The sequence below is a fragment of the Methylobacterium sp. J-078 genome (assembly GCF_022829285.1).
Taxonomy (GTDB): Bacteria; Pseudomonadota; Alphaproteobacteria; order Rhizobiales; family Beijerinckiaceae; genus Methylobacterium.
In genome coordinates this window covers 1-18,335 of record NZ_JAKSYI010000117.1, presented here as the reverse complement: position 1 = coordinate 18,335, position 18,335 = coordinate 1, and the positions used below count along the sequence as shown (strand labels likewise).

The following is an 18,335-nucleotide window of genomic DNA, read 5'->3' as shown; positions in this document are numbered from 1 at the left end:
GGATCTGGGTGGGGGATCAGGGGGCGCAGCGCGGCGCGGTCGGGGCGGCGTCGAAATCGTCGAGGTCGAGGGCGACCCGCAGGCGCGGATCGGCGAGGGGGCCCGCGCAATCCGCCTCCGCCACCGGCACCACGAAGCGCAGCCCGCCCGTGCGGGCCGGCGCGATCAGGCTCACCTCGACGCGGCGGTTCACCCGCGACAGGGGGGCGGCCGGGTCCTTCGGCCGGGTCGGGCCCCAGCCGTGGACCCGCAGGCGCTCGGGCGCGATGCCGTAGGTCTCGACGAGGTGGGCCTTCACCGCGCGGGCGCGGGCCAGGGAGAGGCGGCGGTTGTGCAGGGGCGCGCCCGCCGCGTCGGTGTGGCCGGCGACGAGGAAGCCGTGGCCGGCGAGGTCGGGGGCGCGGAGGGCCTGGCCGAGGGGCTCGAGCTGGATGCGCGCCTCCGGCGTCAGCCGGGCGCTGTCGTAGGCGAAGAACACGGTGAGATCGACGGAGCGCGCGGCGACGACGCGCAGGGCCGGGCCGCCGTCGTCGGGCGCCAGGGTCTGGACCGGGGCGCCCGGATTGCCGTCGGCGAAGGGCGCCAGGGAGCGGATGATCGCGGTCGCATCGGGGTTGCGCGCCCGCCCCTCCGCCCGCTCGGCCAGGTCGTCTCCCGAGCCCGCGATGTCCGGCCGGGCGCCCGGCACCTCCGTCAACGGGTTGGCGCGGGCCGCCTGGGCCAGCATGGCGGCCAGCCCGAGGGCGAGGAGGAGCCCGGAACGGCCGAGGCGGGTGCGGGCGGCGCGCCCGAAGGCGACGGTGCCGGTGCTCCGCGCGATGTCCGACGGCACGGGGCCGCGCGCGGGCACTTCGTCGATCCGCATGGGTCGGTCCTCCTCGACGTTCCGGGCCTTGCTCCGGCCCCACACCCTGTCCCTGGACGGCCCAGAGCGGCTTTCGCCGCCAAGCCCCGATGATGGTCGATTTTTTTCCGGGTCGCTTCAGCGGCCGCGCAGGATCGCGTTCATCCGGCCGGGATCGAGGGGGCCATCCGCGGCGGCGGGCGCCGGCGGCGCGGGGGTCGGGCGCGGCGGGGCGGCGGCAGCCGTGGCCGCGGTGGGACGCCCCTGCGCGGCGGCGATCTCGGCCAGGATGCGGCTCCTGGCCAGGATCGCCGAAAGGCGCGTGGCATTGTTGAAGCTCGACGGGTCCTTCGGATCGAGGCCGCCCTCCTTGTGCAGGGCGACGCCCGCCACGGAGGCGTCGAACATCAGCGAGCCGGAGGAGCCCCCGAGGGTGTCGCAGCGATGGCGCAGGTCGGGCCCCTCGCCCTGCTCCTTCACGGCAAAGCAGCGGAACCGGCTCATCACCTTGGGCCGGCCCAGGGGATGATGGATCACCAGCATGGAGCGGTTGCCCGGAACCGCATCGCCCGAGAGCCGGGCGCTGCCGTAGGTGGCGGTGGGGTTGCCGGCGGCGCGGGCGAGGGCGAAATCGAGGCGCTGGTCGAACTCCACCGGCTTCGGGTCGATCTCGAAGCGCCGCGAGCCCTGGCCGTCGAGGGTGAGGTAATCCATCAGGATCGACGCCTTGACCGGGGTCAGGTCGCCCGATTGCGGCAGGCAGTGATGGTTCGTCAGGACGTAGTCGCCCGGCAGCAGCGTGCCCGTGCAGGAAGCGCCGACCTGCTGGCCGCTGCGCGTGTTGCGCAGGACGATGTCGACCCGGCCGATGGGGCGGGCCAGCGCCGCGAGCCCGTCCTTGGGGTCGAGTTCGGCGATGGGCTCGAAGGCGCCCTTGTTGCGGTCGACATAGGCGGCGGCGTCGCCCGTGGTCTGGCGCAGGGGCAGCTGGGCCCGGCCGTAATCGGCAGGGTCGAACCCGACGCTCTGCGCCCTGGCGCCGCCGGCGGCGCACAGGGCGAGGATCAGGCAGGTTCCCCCCAGGTTCGAGCGGCGTGTCCGGTGGCGTGCGGCCATCGCTGTCCTCCTCTCGGCGCCGGGTTTATGCCCGGCGGCCGGCGCTGCGTCAAAAAGCGGCCGTTCCCGGCGGGAACCGGAGGCTCACCGCGCGAGGGCGTGCTCAAGGCGCTCCGACGCCCCGGCGGCATCGGCCTCCGGTATGGCCTGGACCGCGTAGACGCGGTTCTGGCGCGCGCCTTCGCGCAGGAAGTAGGCTTGCGCCCCGTCCGGCAGCCGCGTCGGCGGCAGGGACGCGGCGGCCAGCGCGGGGTCGATCGCGAGGCGCGTACCGGCGCGCACGGTGCGGAAGGCGAGGCCGCACAGGTCCGGCGCGAGGCGGCTCGCGCGCAGCCGACCCTGCGCCTCGACCGGAATGGGGCGGCGCTCCGGCGCATCGGCCCCGAAGGCGACCCGCCGGCAGGAGGAGCCCGCCGGTGCGACGAGTTCCTCCGCCAGGATGGCGGGCGCCGCAATGGTGGTTTGGGGGGCGTCGGCGACGGCCGGGGGTGCCTCCGTCCGGTGCGGGACGGCCAGGCCCGAGAGGGCGATCCCGACGGCGGCGACGGCGGCGACGGCGGCGAGCCCCGCGAGGCCGGCGGCCAGCGCCCGACGGGGGACGCGCCGCCCGGCCGGCATGGGCGCCGCCGGCTGGGCCAGGGCGGCGAGGGCCGCGATCACGGAGCCGGACGGCAGGATCACCGGCGGGCGCAGGCGCCCGAGTTCGCGAAAGGTCCGCTCGGCCTCCGCCGCCTCCGCGCCGTCCGGGATGAGGACGACGAGCTCGGCCTCGGCCGCCTGCGCCAAGAGTTCGCGGGAGCGCTCGATCTTGTCGAGGAGGGCGTAGGCGCCGGGGAGAACGGCGAGGTCGAGATCGACCGCGCCGGTCGCCCAGACCACGATCCCGGCGGTCGCGGGGTCGGCGGTCAGCGCGTGCCCCCGCGCCAGAAGCCCGTGCGCCAAGAGCCCGTGCGCGAGGCAGATCGGCGCCTCCCAGGAGCGTCCGGCATCGAAGGAGCCGCTGAGGCGCAGTTCGTAGGGTCCGGGGTCCAGCCCGGCCAGGCGCGACAGCGGCCCACCCTCGGCCGAGAGCCGAGCGTAGTCGCCCGACCAGGGAAGAGGCCGGTAGTCGCCCGCCGCGAAGGCCGTGGAGACCGGCAGGCCGGGGCGGGCCTTCAGGCTTTGCAGGACCAGCGGGCCGCCCGTCGTCGGCACCACGACCAGGATCGGGGCCGGCCTCATGCCGGGGGCGTCGTCACAGCAGGAAGGCCGCGCAGGCGGGGTCCCGGAGCATGTCTCCGAGCCGGACCGCCTCCGGCACGGCCGGATCGAGGGCAAGCAGGATCACGCCCTCGACGGGAGCCGGCAGGGCGAGGCGCAGGGTCTCGTCGCCGAGGATCGCCTCGATCAGGCGCGGCGGCCGGGCCACGACGCCCCGCAGGATCAGGAGCGGCGGCGCATCCTCCGTCGCGGCCAGGATCTCCAGGGCGAAGGGTCCGATGCGGCGCGACGAGACCGGCCCGTGCGCGGCCGCGATGGCGAGGGGCGCGTGCGCCAGCGCCTGGCCGGCCAGCAGCGTGCGGTAGCGTCGTGCCGTATCCGGGTCGGTCCGGATCGCCCGGGCGACCGCGAGGTCGACGGGAGCGCCCGGCTCGCGCAGGGCATGGGCCCAGAGCGCGGCGGCGCCCGGGCGCGCGGAGGCCGGGGCCGCGCGCAAAAGGCCGCGCGCGGCGTGGATCTCGGCGAGCAGCCGGGCCGCCGCGTCACTCACGGGTTCACCTTCGGACGTCATGCGGCGGCCTCCGACGCGTAGGCGCGGGCGAAGGTCCGGGCGAAGACGTCCCGGTCGGCCGCGAAGGCCGGCGCCAGGGGACGTTGGCGGTCCAGCGCCGCCACGGCCCGCTGCAGGCGCCCGACCTCCTCGGCGAGGCGCAGGAGCGCGGTGTCCGCCTGCGCGAAGCCCGCCGCCAGCCGGTCCGGATCGTCGAAGCCGGCGCGCCGCACCCGTCGGATGTCGGAGAGGGCGGCGGCGAGGGCGGCGCGCACCTCCGGGCCGAGGCCGTCGGCATCCGCCGGCACCCGCAGGGCCGCCGCGATGCGCAGCATCCGGTCGAGATGGGCCGCCAGCGCCCCGACCCGCTCGGCCAGGGCCGGATAGGTCTCGGCCTCGGCGCAGGCGACCCGCTCGGCGATCTCGGGGCCCCCGCCGCCCCGCCGCAGGCGGTTGGCGAGGCCGGACTGGACCCGCCCGAAGCTGGTCGCCCGGAGGGTCGTGAGCGGCCTGCTGCGGTGGAAGGGTTCGAGGCGCAGCAGGTCGGCGAGGTCGTCGCGCTCGGCGCCGGTCAGAATCTTGGGGCCGTTCAAGCTCTTGGGGCCGTCCGCCAGCCCGGCGAGGAGGTCGACCAGGGCCTCGGCGGGCTCGCCCGCCACGAGGTCGGCGAGCGAGGCGTCGAGGCGCTCCTCCCAGCCCGCATGCGCGTCAAGGGACTCGGCCGCCGCGAGGCCGTCGAGGCCGCCCCGCAGGCACGCGGCCGCCTCGAAGGTGACGAAGTGCTCGGCCACCGTGCGGAAGCCGACCCGCTCGCCCTGCTCCATCTCGGCGCACCAGACGGCCAGGATGTCGTCGTCCCCGAAATCGGTGCGCCCGCGCAGGTGTCCGAGTAGGGCGCGGAAGCGCCGCTCCAGGGGCGCCAGGGGCAGGTGGTCGTTGCGGTAGGCAGCGAGGTGACGCGCCAGGCGCTTGCCCAGGAAGGCCGCCGCCTCGCCGTCGGGCGCGGCGGCGAGGTCCCCGAACCAGCCGGACACGAGAGCGAACTGCCCGAGATCCTCCGCCGTCAGCAGGAATTCGGCGAGCGCCAGGAGGCGCGCGAGGCCGGCCCAAGTGGTGCGCCAGCCGGCACCGACCGTCAGCACGAGGCCACGCGCGTCGGCGGCCGCCCCTTGCACCCGCCCCTCGCCCAAGCGCGCCGCGAGGCCGGCCGGCCGGGCGAGACCCGGATCGAGCGCCAGGGAGACGAGGTCGCGAGCCTCCCCCGCCGCGGTGAGCCGGGCGAGGGCCGCCAGCGCGTGGGCGAGGTCCCAGAGCGGCTTGTCGCGGTTCGGCCGCACGGCACCGGTGACGACCCGCGCGAGCCAGGCCCGGTCCTCCCGGGACAGGTCGCGCCCCTCGCAGACGGCGGCGAGGTCGGCCGCGCAGCGCTCGTCGTAGCCCCCGGTCATGCCTCCGTCCGATCCCCTTCGCGCTGCTCCGGACAGGCCATGGTTAGCGCCTGCCGGGACAGGCGTCACCCCGAACCGGCCCTAACGGCCGACGAGACCCGGCGCGACCGCCCGCACCAGAGCCGCGACATGGCCCGAGGCCGCCTCGCGGCTGCCCGCCAGGGCGCGGATCGTCAGGAGGTCGCCGTCGCGCAGGATCATGGCGGTCGCTCCCGCGCTTGTCCCCACTGGATAGCTGCTAATCCAGCCGAGAGCCGGCGCCACGGACAGGCCGGACAGGCGGCAGTCCGGGTTCTTTGCCCGGCACAGGGCTTCGAGGCGATCGAGGGAAGTCTGCCCCGAGCGCACGCGCTCCTCCGTCCCGTCGGTCTGACGGCCGAGCTGCAGGTCGATCATCGGCGCACCGGCGCAGTCCGGGCAGGAGAAGGTGAGCCGCCGGGGCTCCGCCCGCGACAGGGCGCCCGTGCCGAGGACCGCCTTGGCCGCGTCCACGACGGTCGTGAGGTCCCGGACCGCGAACCCCTCGGCCCGCGCGGCCCCGGCCGACAGACACAGGAGGGCGACGACGAGGGTGCGCATGGAAGACCTTCTGTGTGTCCGGCGCAACGACGGCCCCGCACCTCATCGCACCACGATCCGGGCCGCGGCCTCCGTCACCCCGGGCGTCGCCCGGATCCGGTCCACGAGGTCGAGCACCTCTGCGGGCGGCAGCAGCCGCGCGTCGGAATCGGTGCCCGGCGCGGCCGCGAGCCAGCGTGCGGCGAGGTCCGGCGGCAGGCCGCCCGCGACCCCGAAGCAGGTGAAGAGGTTCTCGAATGGCTCGCCCGCGACGATCTCGTCGAGGCCGTAGCCGCGCGGGTAGCGCCGGACGTCGCCGGCCTTCAGAGGCGCGGCGGAGGCGGCATTGCCGCGCACCGGCAGGGCGACGTAGGCGGTCTCGTCGGGCGCGACCACCCAGCAATAGAGGCTCTGGCCGGCTTTCGATTCGATGCGCATCTCCAGGCGCTGCCCGGCCGCGTAGGGCGTGGCCGTCGCCGAGACCGCGAGGCGGCCCCCGTCCGTGCGGGCGGTCGCCGCCAGATGGTCGAGGAAGGGGCGCGGGGTCGGATCGCATCCGAGCCCCTCGGTGCCGATACGCCGGCGCCCGGTGGGGGCCAGCACCGCATCGTCGCGCCGGAACTCCAGTTCCATCCAGGTGCTGGGGCCACCGCCCGGGTCGCGGTCCTGCAGGACGCGCCCCCGGGCCGTCACCGGGCCCTCGCAGGCGGTGCCAGGGGCCTTGCGGCGCACGTCGAGGCGGGCCCCCTTCAGGACGCGGTTGGCGCTGCGCGCCTCGGCGTCGAGGGCGATGACGAGGCGGTCGGTGAGCACGGCCGCGCAGGTCGAGTGGCCGCCCTCGGCCACGAAGGGGCAGATCTCGACGGCGCCGGCCTGCGGCGCGGCTTGCGTGAAGGCGCGCACCGCCTGCTCCATGACGGCGTCGACGTCGGCGACGCCGGGGCCGATCCGCACCGGCACGAGGACGGGTTCGCTCGTCGCCTTGCAGGCCGCGTTCCGGGTGATCGCCTGGAGGCGGAACGCCACGGTCTCGCCGGCCCGGCGGGGCTCCACCAGGAACACGCTGGCATCGCCCGCGAAGGCCGCGCGGATCTGCCCCTCGGCCTCGGCGCCGGAGAGACCGGTGGTGCCCTCGCGCAGGGCCTTGATCCGCACCACGTCGGCGGCCGCCGCGAGGCGCACCCGGCCCGTGGCCTGGAGCCGGGTTTCCACCGTGAGGCGGATCTCCTCGGCCTGCTCCCGCGCGAGCGCGGTCTGACCGGGCTCGACGCCGACCACCGCCAGGGTGAGGTCGGGCCGGCCGGCGCAGGCCGCCACGGCGTCGAGGAAGGGCGCCAGGGCGGCGGTGCCGGGGTCGGCCCGCGCAGGCAGGCTCGCCAGGGCTGCGACGAGCGCGAGGGCGACGGCCGGCCTCATTCCGTCTCGTTGGCCTTGGCGTAGAGGTCGAGGGCGCGCACGAAGACCGGGTTGAAGCGTCCGTCGAGGGCGCCGGTATAGTAATCCGCCTCCTTGATGGCGCGCTGGACGGCCCGGATCGTGTCGGGCTTGAGCTTCTGGGCGCCGGTATCGGTGGCCGAGACCGAGGCCGCGCCGAGTTCGCCGCGCTTGAGGGCCCGCAGCACCATGCCGGGCGCGCTGACGCCCGGGAAGTAGCGGGCAAAGCCGTTGTCGATCAGGGCCGCCATGGTGGCCATGGCAACGGGATCGCCCTTGTCGGCGGCCTGCCGGAACAGGTCGAGGCCCTTGCCCAGGTCCTTCGGGAAGCCGTAGGCGCCGGTGGTGTAGTGCGGCACGAGCTTCGAGATCGAGGCGACGTCGCCGGCCTCCACGGCGCGCTTGTAGAGCGCCACGGCCTGGGCCTCGTTCCTCGGGATGCCGTTGCCGTATTCCAGCATGCGGGCGGCGTTGGCGAGCGCGATCGCATTGCCGCCATCGCCGGCCTGCCGGTAGAGGCGGAACGCCTCGCTCTGCGCGCGCTTCACGCCCTGTCCGTTCTCGTAGAGGGTGGCGAGGTTGTTCATCGCCGAGATGCTGCCGGCCTTGGCCGCGCGGTCGTAGGCGGCGAACGCGTCCTTGTAGCGGTCGGCGCGGTCGTGGGCACGGCCGAGCTGGTAAGCGAGACGGCGCAGGTCGGGATGGGCCGCGCTCGCCGCGCGGCAGGCCTCCGTGGCGGCCGAGGCCTCGATCCGGCCGAGCTTCACCCCCGTGACGCCGGCCGGGCGGTCGGGGTCGTCGGTACCGGCGGCCAGCGCGTCGCAGCGGCGCACGTTCGGGTCGTCCGAAGCCGAGGCTCCGGCGCCTCCGCCGGTCCCGAGATAGCCGTCGGCGAGGCTCCGATAGGCACAGACCTCCCGGCAGGTGTCGAGGTACTCGCGGTAGCGCTTGGCCGGGCCGAGGCGGGCCCAGTTCTCCTGGTCGCGGGCCGCCGCGTCCCGGCGGCGGTCGGTGAACAGCCGCTCCATTGCGGCCTCGCGATGGGCGCAGACCGTGCCGCAGGTGCCCACATAGGCCTCGAAGGCCTCCCGCGTGCCGAGCCCCTCGGCCCGGCGCCAGGCCGCCTCGTCGCGGACGGCGGCGACCCCGTTCGCGACCGCGTCCACCGGCAGGGCGGCCTTCAGCACGATGGGCGCATCGTCGATCTCCGGCACCTGCTCGCGGCCGGAGGCGCGGCGCGCCGCCTCCTCGACCTCCCGGCGCAGGTAGCGCTTCAGTTCCGGCCAGGCGACCTGCCCGTCGCCGTCGCCCTGCTGGTCCGTCCCGTCGGCCAAGCCCGAGACGCCCATGAGGAAGCGGCTGGTGAGGAGGCCGAGCCGGTTCGTCGCGTCCCAGTTGGCCGGCGTCGCGCCGGAGGTGGCCACCAGCCGCACGATCCCGGTCTCGGCCTTCGGGCGGGCGGGGGCGAAGCCGGGGGCGGAGACCGCCAGCAGGCTCTCGCCCTTGCGGCCGGTCTCGCCGGTGAAGCAGGCATCGACCATGACGACGAGCTGGCGCTCGGGCCCGATCTTGCGCTTCACGAGGTCGAGGTTGCGGTAGAGGGTCTCCAGGCTGTAGCCGCTCTCGCCCTGGTTGGGATTGCCGTCCTCCGGCAGCAGGAAGGGCTGGCGGGTGGCGAGGTCCGGCACGCCGTGTCCGGAGTAATAGACGAAGACGTTCGAGCGGCCCTCGCGCACGCTGCGCCAGAGGCGGCCCGATTGCGGATTGCGCTCGGTGCCGAAGGCCTGGTTGAACTCGTTGAGGGTGGCGTCCTTCAGGACGAAGACGTTGCTCTCGCGGTAGCCCAGGCGCTGGACGAGGTAGGCCCGCATGGCCTCGGCATCGTTGTGGGCGTAGTCCACCGGCACCGTCTGCTTGTAGCTGCGGTTGCCGATCACGACGGCGACCGAATCCGCGTTGTCGGAGAAGGCGGCCGGATCGGTCGCGGCCCGGACGGGGCCGGAGGCGACGAGGCCGAGGGCGAGCTGTGCCAGGACAGCGATGAGGAGGCGTGCGCAGCGCCGCTGGATCGCCGGGACGGTGGCCTCTGGCCTCATGCACTGCTCTCCCTGCGGCATGGTGGGGGGCCCGGTTGGGGCTCCCCCCGGCCGGACCTTGCCAAGGAATCCGGCCGGAGCATGGCGTGCCGGGCGCTCACCCGACGAGCAGCCCGACGACGAGGCTGAGGAGGGCGAGGTGGATCGGCGAGACGACGGCCAGCATCGCGTCCTCCCTACGGCAGGTAGAGGCCGCGGCCGCAGCGGCGGACCCGGCGCGCCTCGACGTAGCCGGTGTAACGGTTGAACACGTCGACGGTGCGGTAGAGGCAGTAGCGACCGGAGTTGCGGCCGTTGTAGTAGACCCCGCCATTGTCGAGGTCGACGCCGAGGAATTCCGGGCTGCCGCTCCGGGCCGGGGCCGCCTCCCGGAACGCGGGTTCCTTGAAAGCCGCTTCTTGGGCGAGGGCCGGGACGGCGCCGGCGAGCAGGCCGGCGAGGGCGAGGATCGCGATCGTGCGCATGTGACATCTCCCTGGTCGGGCGGCACCGGCCGCCCTCGCCAGGGTCATGGGCGGGCCAGAGCCCGTTCTGCGCGGGCGGCCCGCGAACCCTTCGGATTTTTTCGGACCTAAGCGGATTTCGCGGAGGCGCCGGCCGGCTCCATCCCGAACCGCCGGATCGCGGCCGCCGCCCGGGGCGAGGCCAGGAAGGCGATGAGGCGCCGGGCCTCCGCGATCCGGTGCGCGGTGTCGACGATCGCGGCGGTGAAGACCTGGACGAGTTGGACCGCGTCGGGCAGGGGTCCGACGAGTTCGATGCCGGGCTGGCCGACGAGTTCGCTCACGGGCCCGAGGGCGAGGTCGGCCTCGCCGGCGGCCAGGGCCGCGGTGGAATCCGTGCCGCGGGGCAGGACCTTGGCGCGGACCCGATCGGCGATCCCGAGCTGCGGGAACACCGCATCCCGCACGAACAGGCCGCTGGTGCTGCCTGGCATGACGACCGTGCCGGCGTCGAGCAGGGTCTGCCGGAAGGCGTCGCGAGTGTGGATGTCGGGCTTGGGGGCTCCCAGGCGGACGGCTGCGGCGAGGGCCGCGCGCGCCAGCGGCGTGTCCGAGCCCTGCCGGATGCGGCCGCCTGCGGCGAGTTCGTCCAGCCCTTCCCGCGACAGGATGACGACGTCGATTCTCGCCCCGTGCTCCAGTTGCCAGCCGATGGTCTTCGGGCCCGTCCCCTGGGAGGCGCCCGAGAGCGTCTCGACCGCGATGCCGGTGTCGCGGACGAACTCCGGCAGCAGCGCCTGGTACGGCTCCCAGAAGCCGCCCGAGACGATCACCCCGAGCCTGTCCGTCACGCGCTCCATGCTCACCCTCCCGTCGATTGCAGGCGGCCGCCTCAGATCTCGGGCGGCGCGCCGGGATTGCCCTCGTGCCGGTCCCGCTGCGCGGCGGCGCGGGCGAGCAGCAGGAGCGTGACCGGCGTCGTCACGGTGAGGAACACGCCGATCAGCGCGTCGCGCAGGACGAGGCGGCCCTCGAGGAGCGAGAGCAGCACCATCGAACTCGTCAGGATGAGGGCCATGCCGAGCGTCGCGCCGAGGGTCGGCGCGTGGACGCGCTCGTAGAACGTCCGCAGGCGGACGAGCCCGAGGGCCCCGGTGAGGGAGAAGCCGGCCCCGGCGATCGCCAGCGCGACGACCAGCCAGGCGGCCCAGGCGGGCAGGTCTGCGCCGCTCACTGGATCACCTCGCCCTGCATCAGGAACTTGGCCAGCGCCACCGTCGCGGTGAAGCCGATCATGCCGAGGATCAGCGCCGCCTCGAAGTAGAGGCCACTGCCGGTGCGCATGCCGTGGACCACGATCGCCAGCATCCCGTTGAGGTAGAGGGTGTCGAGGCCGAGGATGCGGTCCTGTGCGCGCGGACCGCGCAGCATCCGCCACGCGGCGAGCGCCATGGCCAGCACCAGCATGCCCTGCGCGAGGCCGAGGCCCCAGTCGAGAACCGTCGTGGCGCTCATGCGCTGTCCCCTCTCGCGAAGATCTGCATCAGGGGGCGCTCGTAGCGGTCCTTCACCCGCCGCACCCATTCGTCCCCGCCCGTATAATCGAGGACGTGCAGGAGCAGTTGCCCGGTGTCCGAATCGTAGCGCACCCAGAGCGTGCCGGGCGTGGCCGTGAGGATGATCGACAGGACCGCGAGCCCGAAGGGCTCGCGCAGGTCAAGGGGGATCGCCACGAAGCCGGTCCGGCGTGTCCCGCGGCGCAGGCCGAGGATGATCCGGGCGACGTCGATGTTGGAGCGCACCATGTCGTAGAGGACGACGACGAGGAGCCGCGCCAGGGTTCCCGGCGCGCGCACCCGCACGGCAGGGGGCCGCAGCGCCCGCATCACGGCGGGCACCGTCAGCCCGACGAGGAGGGCGAGCACGGCGCTGCCGGGGCTCAGGGGCGCGTTGAGGAGGAGCCAGGTACCGGCGAGGCCGACCGACAGCAGGGGGTAGGGTAGAATCCGGCTCACGGGCGGACGCCCTCCTGCACGGTGCCGAGGACGGCGCGGACGTAATCCTGCGGCTGCGCCAGCCAGCGCACGGTCGCGTCCGCGTAGGCGAGGGCGGGGCCGCCCCAGAGGGCCAGCGCGAGGCAGGCGGCCAGCAGGCCGGCCAGTGCCGCGAACTCGGTGGGGCGCAGCACCGGCGGCGGGTCGTCGCTCGGGACCCAGAGATTGCGAATCCCTAAGCGCACCAGGGGCATCAGGGTGCCGAAGCTGGAGAGGGTCAGGGCGGCGATCAGCCACCAGGCCGGGGCCGTGATCGGCCCCGCGGCCAGCCCCGTGAACATCGCGAGCTTGCCCACGAACCCGGCCAGCGGCGGGATGCCGGCGAGCATCAGGGTGCACAGGAGGACGCCGATGCCCAGGAGCGCCACCGCCGCCGGAAGCGCCCGGCCGATCTCGGTGGCGTCGGCGTCGTCGAAGGGATCGCGGTACTCGTCGGCGAAGACGGGCTGGTCGGCCCGGGCCGGGTCGCGGCCCCGCTGGAGGATCTCGGCCAGCAGGAACAGGGCGCCGGCCGCCAGGGTGGAGCCGAGGAGGTAATAGAGGGCCCCCGCGAGGGCCCCGCCGCTGCCGGTGCCCAGGGCCGCCAGGAGCGTGCCCGACGAGATCATCACCGCGTAGCCCGCTGCCCGGGTCAGGTCGCGGGCGGCCAAGATGCCGATGGTGCCGTAGGCCATCGTGGCGAGCCCGGCGGCGAGGATCCAGGTCTGGCCGAAGCCGGCCGACGACCCCGCGCCGAACAGGAGCAGGCTGAGGCGCACCACCACGTAGATGCCGACCTTGCTCAGGATCGCCAGGACGGCGGCGGCGGGCGCGCTCGCCGCCGCGTAGGTCGTCGGCAGCCAGAAGCCCAGCGGCCAGGCGCTGCACTTGATCAGGAAGGCGAGCCCCAGCACGGCGCAGCCGACCTCGAACAGGGCCTGCTCGCCGCTCGCGGGCGCCGCGACGCGCCGGGCGAGGTCGGCCATGTTGAGGGTCCCCATGGTGCCGTAGATCAGGCTGACGCCCACGAGGAAGAACAGCGAGGCGACGAGGTTGACGGCGATGTAGCCGAGACCGGCCCGGATCCGCACCTCGCCCGAGCCGTGCAGGACGAGGCCGTAGGAGGCGGCCAGCATCACTTCGAAGAACACGAACAGGTTGAACAGGTCGCCGGTGAGAAAGGCGCCGTTCACGCCCATCAGGAGCAGCAGGAACAGGCCGTGGAAGCGCGGCCCCGCCTGCCCCCAGCGGGCGAAGGAGAAGACGAGGGCGCACAGGCCGAGCATCCCGGCGAGCGCCAGCATCAGGGCCGAGAGCCGGTCGGCCACCAGCACGATGCCGTAGGGCGCCGCCCAGTTGCCGAGGCGGTAGACCTGCGCGGCCGCGTCCACCCGCCCGACCAGCACGAGGGCGACGGCGAGGAGAGCCAGCACCGTGGCCAGGCTCAGGGCCGCCTTCAGGCGGTGCCGGCGCTCGTCGAGCAGGAACATCACCCCGGCGACGGCGATCGGCAGCACGACGGGCAGCACGACGAGATGGTCGCTCCAGGCGCTGGCGGCGGGGGCACTCAGGGCGGACGGATTCATGCGGACCGGTTCATGGGTACGGGGTCATGGGTACGGGGTCATGGATGCGGGGTTTCGGGCCGCGGCTCGGCCTGATGCGGCTCGCGGCCGTCCACGTGGTCGCTGCCGGTGACGCCGCGCGCGGCGAGGAGCACGACGAGGAAGAGGGCGGTGAGCGCGAAGCCGATCACCAGGGCGGTTAGGACCAGGGCCTGGGGGACGGGATCGTCGACGGAAACGACCTCGGCGGCCGCCCCGAGCACCGGCGGCGCCCCCACCGTGAGCCGGCCCATGGCGAAGATGAACAGGTTGACGGCATAGCTCAGCAGCGAGATGCCCAGCACGACCTGGAAGGTGCGGGGACGCAGCATCAGCCAGATGCCGGACGCGGCGAAGACGCCGATGCCCAGCGACAGCACGAGTTCCATCAGGCGGTCTCCCCCTCGGCGACCCGCTCCGCCTCGGCCTCGGCGGAGCGCGTGCGGCGCAGGGACTGGTGGGCCAGGGCGACCAGCATGAGCGCGCTCGCCCCCACCACCAGGACCATGATGCCGAGGTCGAACAGCAGCGCGCTCGCCACCGGCACCTTGCCCAGCAGCGGCGGCTCCCAGTAGGCGAAGGAGGCGGTGAGGAACGGGCGCCCGAACAGCCAGGAGCCCGCGCCGGCGAGCACCGCGATCAGCAGGCCGATCCCGATCCAGGCGATCGGCTGGATGCGCAGGCGCGCCTCCACCCACTCGGCGCCCTGGGCCATGTATTGCAGCATGAACGCGATGGTGAGCGCGATGCCGCCGGCGAATCCCCCGCCCGGCAGGTCGTGCCCCCGCAGGAACAGGTGCAGGGCGAGCAGGACGATGAAGGGGAAGAGCCACGTCATCACCACGCGGGGGACGAGGAGCGCGTCGGCGGCAGTGTCGCCGGGGCTGCGGCCGGCGCGGGTCGCGTCGTAGGCGTCGTGGCTCACCTGCTGGCGGGGCCGCTCCAGGCTGTCGGAGGCGGGCCGGAACCGGCGCAGGAGTGCGAACACCGTGAGCCCGACGATGCCGAGCACGCAGATCTCGCCCAGGGTGTCGAAGGCCCGGAAGTCGACCAGCAGGACGTTGACCACGTTGCGCCCGCCCGCCTTCGGGTAGGCTTCCTCGACGAACCAGCGCGCGATGCCGTCGACCGCCGGCCGCGTCATCACCGCGTAGGCGAGGCCCGCGAGGCCGAGGCCGGCGAAGCCCGCAATGCCGAGGTCGATGATGCGGCGGCGGCGGGCCCGCGCCGCTTCGGAAGCCGGCGCGGGAATCGCCGCGTCGCGCTTCGGGAGCCAGCGCAGGCCCAGCAGCAGCAGCACCGTGGTGACGATCTCGACCAGGATCTGCGTGACCGCGAGGTCGGGGGCCGAGAGCCAGAGGAAGGTGAGACAGCTCACCAGCCCCGCCCCGCCCACGAAGATCGTGGCGGACAGGCGGTGGTACTTCGCCCGCTCCGCCGCGCCGACGGCGCAGGCCGCGCCAACCAGCCACATCAGCGCGAAGGCGGGATCGAAATCCGTGCTCTTTCCCGGCGCGAACAGGTCGAGCCCGCGCGCGGCCCCCGCCATCACGGCGGCCAGGAGCACGGTCAGGAAGAGGATGCGCAGCTGCACCTGGAGACGCTCGCTGCCCAGGTGCTCTTCCAGCCCGCGTGCCCCGGTCACGAGACCCGTCATCGCGCGCTCGAAGAGCCGGCCGCCGTCGAGGCGGTCCATCAGCCAGGGGCCGCCCCGGGGATTGGCGTTGATCCGCCGCCCGAACGCGACGTAGAGCGCGACACCGCCGAGCAGGGCCACGACGCTGAGGGCCAGCGGCGCGTTGAAGCCGTGCCAGATCGCGAGATCATAGTCGGGCGTCCGCGCGCCGAGGACGGCGCGGACCGCCTCGGCGAGCACGGGTCCGATGGTGAGGTTCGGCACGAGGCCGATGGCGATGCAGACGAAGACGAGGAACTCGATCGGAATGCGCATCCAGCGCACCGGCTCGTGGGGCGCGTGCGGCAGGTCGTGGGGGGCGGGCCCGAAGAAGGTCTGGCGGATGAAGCGCACGGAGTAGAGCATGGTGAAGGCGCTGGCCAACGTCGCCAGCACCGGCAGGGCGAGGTTGAGCAGATGGTCGCCCGCGTTGTCGACGGCTTCCGCCAGGAACATCTCCTTGGACAGGAAGCCGTTGAGGAGCGGCACACCCGCCATCGCGGCGGCGGCCACCATGGCCAGGGTGGCGGTGTAGGGCATCGCCCGCCACAACCCGCTGAGGCGGCGCATGTCCCGCGTGCCCGTCTCGTGGTCGATGATCCCGGCGGCCATGAACAGCGAGGCCTTGAAGGTCGCGTGGTTCACCGTGTGGAAGATCGCCGCCACGACGGCGAGCGGTGAATCGAGGCCGAGCAGCAGGGTGATCAGCCCGAGATGGCTGATCGTGGAATAGGCCAGCAGGCCCTTGAGGTCGTGCTGGAAGATCGCGCTCCAGGCGCCCACCAGCATCGTCACCATGCCGGCGGTGCCCACGATCCAGTACCAGCTCTCGGTGCCGGCGAGCACCGGCCAGAACCGGATCATCAGGAAGATGCCGGCCTTCACCATCGTGGCCGAGTGCAGGTAGGCGCTGATCGGCGTCGGCGCCGCCATGGCACGGGGCAGCCAGATGTGGAACGGAAACTGCGCCGATTTGGTCAGCGCCCCGGCCAGCACCAGCACCAGGGCCGGCAGGTAGAGCGGGCTGGACCGGATCGCGTCGCCGGAGGCGAGCACCACCGAGAGGTCGTAGCTGCCCACGATCTGCCCGATCAGCACCATGCCGACGAACAGGCAGAGGCCGCCGGCCGCCGTGATGGTGAGCGCCATCCGCGCCCCGTCGCGGGCCGAGGCGTTGTCGGACCAGTAGCCGATCAACAGGAACGAGACGATGCTGGTGAGCTCCCAGAACACCACCAGCTGGATCAGGTTGCCCGAGAGCACGATGCCCAGCATCGCGCCCACGAAGGCCAGCAGGTAGCAGAACAGGCGCGGAACCGGGTCCTCGGCCGCCATGTAGTAGCGGGCATAGAGCACCACGAGGGCGCCGATCCCCAGCACCAGGACCGCGAACAGCCAGGACAGGCCATCGAGCCGCAGAACGATCTGGACGCCGAGGGAGGGCAGCCAGTCCAGACTCCAGGCGATGCTGTCGGCGCCGGCCACAGCCGGATAAAGCAGCCCGATGCAGGCGAGGGCCGCCACCATCACCAGCCCGGCGAGGAGCGCGGCGGCATTGCGGGCGTGTCCGGGCAGGCAAATCACGGCCGCGCTGCCGAGGAAGGGCAGGAGCGCGGCGGTGGCGAGAAGAAGTTGAGGCGGCATCAGCTCGGGCAATGAGAGGAGCAGGCAGACATGGGCGCCCCGGTCATCGGGCGGGACCGCCCTCCCTCGGGTACGGAGGCGCTCCGGGCGAATCGTCGGAGGCGCTCACCCACGTCATGGTGCGTATAGCGGCCGGCACGCGAGGTGGCGAGCGCCGACATGCGGGAACCGCCCCGTCACCGGGCGGATGAAAACGCGGCGGCCGCTCGTCTGATGGAGACACGCCCGGTCGCCGTGGCGCCGTCCCCGGCGCCACCCCACGTCGCGGCCGGGCCCGAGGAGACAGGCGTGATCCGCAGCCCATCCGAGATCGACACCCCGTCCAAGGCCTTCCGGTCCCTCCTGCGCCGCCTGTCGCGTGGCCTCCCCCTCCTGCTCCTCGGGTCGGCCCCGGCGATGGCCGGATCCGCCGCCCAGCCGGGCCAGACCATCGGCCTGCCCGCCGGCGCGCAGCTCCCCGTCGGCCTCTACTTCGTCAACACCTCGAGCTTCGGCGTCCGCGACACCCGCCCGCTCGACTCGGAATCGAACATCAACCTGCCGGCCTTCGTCTGGTCCACGCCCTGGACCCTGTTCGGGGCGCGCCTGAACCTCATCGCGATCCAGCCCGTGGTGGCCTCGAGCCCGCGCGGCACGCCCTATCAGAGCGGCATCGGCCAGCCGCTGCTCGCCGGCCAACTCGCCTGGGACCTCGGCAACAAGTTCGGCGTGAGCTACCTCTTCGGCGGATACCTGCCCATCGAGACGCGCTTCCTGACGCAGAACGCGTCCTTCAGCCACCGCTTCGCGGCGAGCTACACCGGGGACGGGCTGAACCTCACGGCCAACCTCCTCTACGGCATCTTCATCGACCCGGTCTCGCCGCAGGGCGGGGTCTATCCCGACTACCTGAACCTCGACCTGACCGCGACGAAGAAGTTCGGCCAATGGGAGGTCGGGCCGGTGGCCTTCGCCTCGACCGACCTGCCGACCCGGTTCCCCGGCTACCAGCGCCAGGGTCAGGTCGCGGTGGGGGGCCTCGTCGGGTACAATTTCGGCCCCGTGAACCTGCAGGCCTACGTCACGCGGGACATCGCGGAGCGCAACTACGGCGGTCGCGAGACGCGCGGATGGCTCAGGGTCATCGTGCCGATCTACAAGGAGAGCACCAATGCCGCCGCGCCGACCCTCCCGGTGGCGGGACCGGGCCGGATCGCGCGCCAATAGCGGCACCCACCCGCGACCTCCGGCGGGGACCGCGCGCCATCGTCACCGGCCGGACACAGGGCCTGCGAAAAGCGCCGCCTCCCATTGACGGGGCCGGGGCTCCTCGGGCCTCCTGACGGGTGACGGTTCCTCTTCACGAGGATCAAAAGGGAACGCGGTGCGGGGCTCAGGCTCCAACGCCGCGGCTGCCCCCGCAACTGTGAGCGGCGAGCCCATCATCAGCACGTCACTGGGTGAACGGTCTGTGGGGACCCGGAACCTGGGAAGACGGTGAGGGGGCGGTGACCCGCGGGCCAGGAGACCTGCCGTCAGTCGTGGTCACACGCGGGACGCATCGGGCGGGGTGTCCTGGTGGGTGTCGGGGCGTTGGCATGCCGCGAACGGACCGGCGTCTTCGCGGTGACGTGCCACAGACGTCGCCCGAGGCCCCCTGCCGTCCCTCCGTTCCATGACATCCCCCCGTCCACGGCCCGCCTGCCGAACC

17 protein-coding genes and 1 riboswitch are annotated in these 18,335 nt (G+C 73.7%); of the genes, 1 reads left to right on the top strand and 16 read right to left on the bottom strand.

Going from position 1 to position 18,335, the window contains the following annotated elements; translation table 11 throughout:
- Positions 1 to 16 precede the first annotated feature (16 nt).
- The 16 genes from MKK58_RS19380 to MKK58_RS19305 all read right to left on the bottom strand — a co-directional run bounded on the left by MKK58_RS19380 (position 17) and on the right by MKK58_RS19305 (position 16,645).
- Positions 17 to 865, bottom strand: coding sequence for an OmpA family protein (locus MKK58_RS19380; RefSeq protein ID WP_243913916.1), 849 nt, complete (start codon positions 863 to 865; stop codon positions 17 to 19).
- A gap of 117 nt (positions 866 to 982) precedes the next feature.
- On the bottom strand, positions 983 to 1,960 hold the full coding sequence (locus MKK58_RS19375) for a trypsin-like serine peptidase (protein WP_243913914.1): 978 nt from the start codon (positions 1,958 to 1,960) through the stop codon (positions 983 to 985).
- A gap of 84 nt (positions 1,961 to 2,044) precedes the next feature.
- Positions 2,045 to 3,181 carry a hypothetical protein gene (locus MKK58_RS19370; protein WP_243913912.1) on the bottom strand — a complete coding sequence of 379 codons (1,137 nt, stop codon included), beginning with the start codon at positions 3,179 to 3,181 and terminating at the stop codon, positions 2,045 to 2,047.
- A 13-nt stretch (positions 3,182 to 3,194) separates the two neighbouring features.
- Positions 3,195 to 3,731: a hypothetical protein gene (locus MKK58_RS19365; RefSeq protein ID WP_243913910.1), complete on the bottom strand. Its 537-nt coding sequence runs from the start codon at positions 3,729 to 3,731 to the stop codon at positions 3,195 to 3,197.
- Positions 3,728 to 5,158 carry a hypothetical protein gene (locus MKK58_RS19360; protein WP_243913909.1) on the bottom strand — a complete coding sequence of 477 codons (1,431 nt, stop codon included), beginning with the start codon at positions 5,156 to 5,158 and terminating at the stop codon, positions 3,728 to 3,730. Before MKK58_RS19360 ends, MKK58_RS19365 begins: the two co-directional genes overlap by 4 nt.
- A gap of 81 nt (positions 5,159 to 5,239) precedes the next feature.
- Complete coding sequence (locus MKK58_RS19355; RefSeq protein WP_243913906.1) at positions 5,240 to 5,737, bottom strand: hypothetical protein; 498 nt, start codon at positions 5,735 to 5,737, stop codon at positions 5,240 to 5,242.
- A gap of 42 nt (positions 5,738 to 5,779) precedes the next feature.
- On the bottom strand, positions 5,780 to 7,132 hold the full coding sequence (locus MKK58_RS19350) for a hypothetical protein (protein WP_243913904.1): 1,353 nt from the start codon (positions 7,130 to 7,132) through the stop codon (positions 5,780 to 5,782).
- The gene (locus MKK58_RS19345; protein WP_243913903.1) at positions 7,129 to 9,246 is read right to left on the bottom strand and encodes a caspase family protein; all 2,118 of its coding nucleotides are present in this window, start codon (positions 9,244 to 9,246) and stop codon (positions 7,129 to 7,131) included. Before MKK58_RS19345 ends, MKK58_RS19350 begins: the two co-directional genes overlap by 4 nt.
- Before the next feature lie 176 nt (positions 9,247 to 9,422).
- Positions 9,423 to 9,710 (bottom strand): hypothetical protein, encoded by a 288-nt coding sequence (locus MKK58_RS19340; protein WP_243913902.1) that lies wholly within the window; start codon positions 9,708 to 9,710, stop codon positions 9,423 to 9,425.
- A 107-nt stretch (positions 9,711 to 9,817) separates the two neighbouring features.
- Positions 9,818 to 10,549, bottom strand: coding sequence for a substrate-binding domain-containing protein (locus MKK58_RS19335; protein ID WP_243913901.1), 732 nt, complete (start codon positions 10,547 to 10,549; stop codon positions 9,818 to 9,820).
- 32 nt (positions 10,550 to 10,581) lie between these two features.
- A complete protein-coding gene (gene mnhG / locus MKK58_RS19330; protein ID WP_243913900.1) occupies positions 10,582 to 10,923 on the bottom strand; it encodes a monovalent cation/H(+) antiporter subunit G in 342 nt (113 codons plus the stop codon).
- Positions 10,920 to 11,204 carry a K+/H+ antiporter subunit F gene (locus MKK58_RS19325; protein ID WP_055957555.1) on the bottom strand — a complete coding sequence of 95 codons (285 nt, stop codon included), beginning with the start codon at positions 11,202 to 11,204 and terminating at the stop codon, positions 10,920 to 10,922. The genes mnhG and MKK58_RS19325 overlap by 4 nt, the downstream gene beginning before the upstream one ends.
- Complete coding sequence (locus MKK58_RS19320; protein WP_243913899.1) at positions 11,201 to 11,704, bottom strand: Na+/H+ antiporter subunit E; 504 nt, start codon at positions 11,702 to 11,704, stop codon at positions 11,201 to 11,203. The genes MKK58_RS19325 and MKK58_RS19320 overlap by 4 nt, the downstream gene beginning before the upstream one ends.
- Positions 11,701 to 13,308: a monovalent cation/H+ antiporter subunit D gene (locus tag MKK58_RS19315; protein ID WP_243913898.1), complete on the bottom strand. Its 1,608-nt coding sequence runs from the start codon at positions 13,306 to 13,308 to the stop codon at positions 11,701 to 11,703. The genes MKK58_RS19320 and MKK58_RS19315 overlap by 4 nt, the downstream gene beginning before the upstream one ends.
- A gap of 38 nt (positions 13,309 to 13,346) precedes the next feature.
- Entirely contained in the window at positions 13,347 to 13,715 is a 369-nt protein-coding gene (locus MKK58_RS19310; RefSeq protein WP_243913897.1) for a Na+/H+ antiporter subunit C, read from the bottom strand.
- Positions 13,715 to 16,645 carry a monovalent cation/H+ antiporter subunit A gene (locus MKK58_RS19305; RefSeq protein WP_243913895.1) on the bottom strand — a complete coding sequence of 977 codons (2,931 nt, stop codon included), beginning with the start codon at positions 16,643 to 16,645 and terminating at the stop codon, positions 13,715 to 13,717. Before MKK58_RS19305 ends, MKK58_RS19310 begins: the two co-directional genes overlap by 1 nt.
- A 396-nt stretch (positions 16,646 to 17,041) precedes the next feature.
- Between MKK58_RS19305 and MKK58_RS19300 the strand changes: the two genes are divergently transcribed.
- Positions 17,042 to 17,851 (top strand): transporter, encoded by an 810-nt coding sequence (locus tag MKK58_RS19300; protein ID WP_243913939.1) that lies wholly within the window; start codon positions 17,042 to 17,044, stop codon positions 17,849 to 17,851.
- A 106-nt stretch (positions 17,852 to 17,957) separates the two neighbouring features.
- Positions 17,958 to 18,176, top strand: a riboswitch (cobalamin riboswitch).
- The last annotated feature ends 159 nt before the right edge of the window (positions 18,177 to 18,335 follow it).

Excerpts from the sequence above, each read along its gene's own strand:
- MKK58_RS19325 (WP_055957555.1), bottom strand. The coding sequence starts at position 11,204 with ATGAGCGCCACGACGGTTCTCGACTGGGGCCTCGGCCTCGCGCAGGGC.
- MKK58_RS19340 (WP_243913902.1), bottom strand. The coding sequence starts at position 9,710 with ATGCGCACGATCGCGATCCTCGCCCTCGCCGGCCTGCTCGCCGGCGCC.
- MKK58_RS19355 (WP_243913906.1), bottom strand. The coding sequence starts at position 5,737 with ATGCGCACCCTCGTCGTCGCCCTCCTGTGTCTGTCGGCCGGGGCCGCG.
- MKK58_RS19370 (WP_243913912.1), bottom strand. The coding sequence starts at position 3,181 with ATGAGGCCGGCCCCGATCCTGGTCGTGGTGCCGACGACGGGCGGCCCG.
- MKK58_RS19300 (WP_243913939.1), top strand. The coding sequence starts at position 17,042 with ATGGCCGGATCCGCCGCCCAGCCGGGCCAGACCATCGGCCTGCCCGCC.
- MKK58_RS19335 (WP_243913901.1), bottom strand. The coding sequence starts at position 10,549 with ATGGAGCGCGTGACGGACAGGCTCGGGGTGATCGTCTCGGGCGGCTTC.
- MKK58_RS19365 (WP_243913910.1), bottom strand. The coding sequence starts at position 3,731 with ATGACGTCCGAAGGTGAACCCGTGAGTGACGCGGCGGCCCGGCTGCTC.
- MKK58_RS19345 (WP_243913903.1), bottom strand. The coding sequence starts at position 9,246 with ATGAGGCCAGAGGCCACCGTCCCGGCGATCCAGCGGCGCTGCGCACGC.
- MKK58_RS19350 (WP_243913904.1), bottom strand. The coding sequence starts at position 7,132 with ATGAGGCCGGCCGTCGCCCTCGCGCTCGTCGCAGCCCTGGCGAGCCTG.
- MKK58_RS19310 (WP_243913897.1), bottom strand. The coding sequence starts at position 13,715 with ATGGAACTCGTGCTGTCGCTGGGCATCGGCGTCTTCGCCGCGTCCGGC.
- MKK58_RS19315 (WP_243913898.1), bottom strand. The coding sequence starts at position 13,308 with ATGAATCCGTCCGCCCTGAGTGCCCCCGCCGCCAGCGCCTGGAGCGAC.
- MKK58_RS19375 (WP_243913914.1), bottom strand. The coding sequence starts at position 1,960 with ATGGCCGCACGCCACCGGACACGCCGCTCGAACCTGGGGGGAACCTGC.
- MKK58_RS19305 (WP_243913895.1), bottom strand. The coding sequence starts at position 16,645 with ATGCCGCCTCAACTTCTTCTCGCCACCGCCGCGCTCCTGCCCTTCCTC.
- MKK58_RS19360 (WP_243913909.1), bottom strand. The coding sequence starts at position 5,158 with ATGACCGGGGGCTACGACGAGCGCTGCGCGGCCGACCTCGCCGCCGTC.
- MKK58_RS19380 (WP_243913916.1), bottom strand. The coding sequence starts at position 865 with ATGCGGATCGACGAAGTGCCCGCGCGCGGCCCCGTGCCGTCGGACATC.